We start from the raw sequence: 3,632 nt of genomic DNA on the forward strand, positions 1-3,632 counted from the left end.
ATCCGACCATCGGTTGCGCCCTGCATCTTGCGGGCGGAGGGGATGGACATGTGGTGCTGGAGGAAGAAGCCGGGATCGTGCCGGTCGCCATCGCGGACGGTCTGGCAGAGCTTGTCGCGCCCAAACTGCCGGTCGCGCATCCCGGAACCGCCGATCCCGCGCTGCTTGCAAGCGCGCTTGACCTGCCGGACGACAGCATCGGCTTTGACGCCCACCGCCCCGGCATCTGGCAGGGCGGCCCGGCATTTCTGTTCGTACCCGTGGCCGACCTTCAGGCGCTTGCTGCCGCGCGACCCGCCGAGCCCTTCTGGTCGCAGGCGATGCAGGCCGCCAATGTCGATGCGGCCTATCTGTACACGCCGGAAGGCGCGGGCTATCGCGCGCGTCTGTTTTCGCCAACAGCGGGCATCCCCGAGGATCCGGCGACGGGATCGGCCTCGGCCCTGCTGGCTGCGCAATTGCAGGCCAGCGGCGCGCTGAGCGGGGCCGAAACGCGGATCGCCCTGAGGCAGGGGATCGAGATGGGTCGCCCCTCGAAGATCACGCTGACCATTCGCCGCGCAGGCAATGACATCACCGAAATCCGCGTGGCGGGCCGGGCGGCGCCGGTGGCCGAGGGCCGCATCCGCATCCCGCCCGCCGGGGGCTGACCCAGCCTGACGATGCTGTTCCGATGGTGTCGTCCGGATGTTTTTTCCCGGCAAAGGACCGGAGGGGTGCGCGGCCTGCCTGCGCGCAGCCTGTATAGCCTGACGACTTTCTTCTGATTATGTTGTAAGGCTATAACCCTTTGAATTTACGCTGATACTGCGCCAATTTGATAATCAAATTGGCTTCCGTCAGCTATACACCTCCGCCGCGCCTTCCGGGGATCTTTGGCTTGACGGTGCCGCCGCCAATTTGCGTCCCGCGATGGCCGGGGGAGCTATGCGCCCCCCGGACCCCCTGCAAACGCCTGCGGCAGAGCGTCAGTCCGTTGGCGGGCGCTGCTGCCAGCCGGATCGTGGCGCAATCCGCGCGGGCCATAGCCTTTCGATTTGACGCTGATGCTGTGCAGATTTCGTGATCAAAATCAGCGGGCGGCAGCTTTCCCCCGACCGCGCAAGGGGTATGGAGCCCTGCCTTTCCAACCACAGACCGGGCGCGCGCGAAGCGCGCCTTGGGCCGGGCGGCAGCGACGGGTCGGGCTTTGCCCGACCCGCCCCCCTTTCCGCCCGTGCAACGCCTGCCGGTTCCGGTGCTGACCTTCCCTGCGGATGCGTGGCACTTGTTTCTTCGACCGGACCAGCGCCTTCGCCATCACCTCATGCCCGGACCGCGACATCTCCGGCACCGCATCCGATGACCTTCCGCCTGCCCCTTGCGGCCCCCCCGCCTGCGGGACTACTTTGGAGATAAAGGCAATCACGCAGGATCCCTATGCGTATCGGCATACTTCAATGCGGCCAGTCGCCGGCGCAGTTGCAGCCGCAACTGGGCGATTATCCCGACATGTTCGTCCGGCTGCTGGACGGCCACGGCTTTACCTTCAGGACATGGCATGTCGAGGGGATGCAGTTTCCCGGCGGCATTCATGACGCTGATGGCTGGTTGCTGACCGGGTCGCGCCACGGCAGTTATGAGGATCATCCCTTCATCCCGCCGCTGGAAGATTTCATCCGTCAGGCCTATGCGGCAGGCGTGCCGATGGTGGGCATCTGCTTTGGCCATCAGATCATCGCGCAGGCATTGGGCGGCAAGGTCGTCCAATATTCCGGCGGCTGGGCAGTCGGTGCGCAGGAATACGAGTTCGACGGCCAGACTGTCACGCTGAACGCCTGGCATCAGGATCAGGTCGTGACCATCCCCGACGGAGCGCAGGTCACGGGCCGCAATGCCTTTTGCGAGATCGCGGCACTGACCTATGGCGACAGGGTCTATTCGGTGCAGCCGCATCCCGAGTTTGCCGATGCCTTCGTCAACGGGCTGATCCAGACGCGGGCGAAAGGCGTCGTGCCGCAGGATTTGCTGGATCAGGCCGTCGCGCGCATGGGGCAGGCAACCGGGGCGGGCTTTCTGGCTGACCGGATCGCGGCGTTCTTCAAACGGCCTCGCGCCGTGGCCAAGGGTGCTGCATGAAAGCCGCATGGATGGACCGCGTGCCAAAGGCCGCGAAGGAATATCTGGCTGATCGCCGATTGGACGAGGTCGAGTGCATCGTCGCCGACATCGCGGGCGTGGCGCGGGGCAAGGCCATGCCGGCGTCGAAATTCGCACGGCAGGAGCGGTTCTATCTGCCAAATTCGATCTTTCTGCAAACGATCACCGGGGAATGGGCCGACAACCCCTCGGGCGCGTTCACCGAACCCGACATGATCCTGACCCCGGATTTCAGCACCGCAACCGCTGCGCCCTGGACGGCGGACTGGACGATGCAGGTCATCCACGACGCATTCGACCAGACGGGCGAACCCGTCGCCGCCGCGCCGCGCAACGTGCTGAAACGGGTGGTGAACCTCTATCGCGAAAAGGGCTGGCGACCCGTTATCGCCCCCGAGATGGAGTTCTTTCTGGTTGCCCGCAACACCGACCCGAATCAGCCGATCATCCCGCCCATGGGCCGCAGCGGCAGGCGGGCGGCGGCCAAGCAGGCCTATTCCATGTCGGCAGTGGACGAATATGGCAAGGTCATCGACGACATCTATGATTTCGCCGAGGCGCAGGGATTCGAGATCGACGGCATCCTGCAAGAGGGCGGAGCCGGGCAGGTCGAGATTAACCTCAATCACGGCGATCCGGTCGCGCTGGCCGACGAAATTTTCTATTTCAAGCGCCTGATCCGCGAGGCGGCGCTGCGCCATGACTGCTTTGCGACCTTCATGGCCAAGCCGATCGAGGACGAGCCCGGCAGCGCCATGCATATCCACCACTCGGTCGTGGATCTGAAAACCGGACGGAACATCTTTTCCGACGAACGCGGACGCGAGACACAGGCCTTCCTGCATTTCATCGGCGGCATGCAGCGGCATCTGCCGGCGGCGGTGGCACTGCTGGCCCCCTATGTGAACAGCTATCGCCGCTATGTCCCTGATTTCGCGGCACCGATCAATCTGGAATGGGGTCGTGACAACCGCACCACGGGCCTTCGCGTGCCGGTGTCAGACCCGGCGGCGCGGCGGGTCGAGAACCGGCTGGGGGGCATGGATTGCAACCCCTATCTGGGCATCGCCGCCAGTCTGGCCTGCGGTTATCTTGGCCTTCTGGAGGCAGAAAACCCTCGTGCCGAATGCCTGGGCGACGCCTATATGTCCGAGGACGAACTGCCCTATAATCTGGGCGACGCGCTGGATCTGATGTCCGAAAGCGCGCCGATGCGCGGCGTTCTGGGCGACGAGTTCATCGCCGTCTATGAATCGGTCAAGCGCAATGAATACCAGGAATTCCTGCAAGTCATCAGCCCGTGGGAACGCGAGCACCTGCTGCTGAACGTCTGAACGGAATATCCTCGGCAGGGGGCCTCGCGCCCCTGCCGCGCCGCTGTCCGGTCCCGGTCAGCCCCGCGCCGAATCCAGTTCCTCGCCGTCATGCTCAACCTCGCGGGCCTTGGCATGGCTTTCGATCAGCAGCCCGTATTCCGGGAAGATCCGGGGATA

General features: G+C 64.6%; 3 protein-coding genes. All 3 read left to right on the plus strand.

Annotation, left to right across the window (positions count from 1 at the left end; translation table 11 throughout):
* Nucleotides 1-650 (plus strand): PhzF family phenazine biosynthesis protein (locus ACK5L9_RS16355; RefSeq protein ID WP_416912523.1); only part of this gene is annotated, 650 nt, incomplete at its 5' end.
* Nucleotides 651-1,419: 769 nt separating this feature from the next.
* Entirely contained in the window at nt 1,420-2,118 is a 699-nt protein-coding gene (locus tag ACK5L9_RS16360) for a type 1 glutamine amidotransferase (protein ID WP_416912524.1), read from the plus strand.
* A complete protein-coding gene (locus ACK5L9_RS16365; RefSeq protein WP_416912525.1) occupies nt 2,115-3,473 on the plus strand; it encodes a glutamine synthetase family protein in 1,359 nt (452 codons plus the stop codon). Before ACK5L9_RS16360 ends, ACK5L9_RS16365 begins: the two co-directional genes overlap by 4 nt.
* Nucleotides 3,474-3,632: the final 159 nt, after the last annotated feature.

The sequence above is a fragment of the Paracoccus sp. (in: a-proteobacteria) genome (assembly GCF_047973135.1).
Taxonomy (GTDB): Bacteria; Pseudomonadota; Alphaproteobacteria; order Rhodobacterales; family Rhodobacteraceae; genus Paracoccus.

What these genes read in the sequence shown, in the direction of transcription:
- ACK5L9_RS16360 (WP_416912524.1), top strand. Translation starts at nt 1,420, where the DNA reads ATGCGTATCGGCATACTTCAATGCGGCCAGTCGCCGGCGCAGTTGCAG.
- ACK5L9_RS16365 (WP_416912525.1), top strand. Translation starts at nt 2,115, where the DNA reads ATGAAAGCCGCATGGATGGACCGCGTGCCAAAGGCCGCGAAGGAATAT.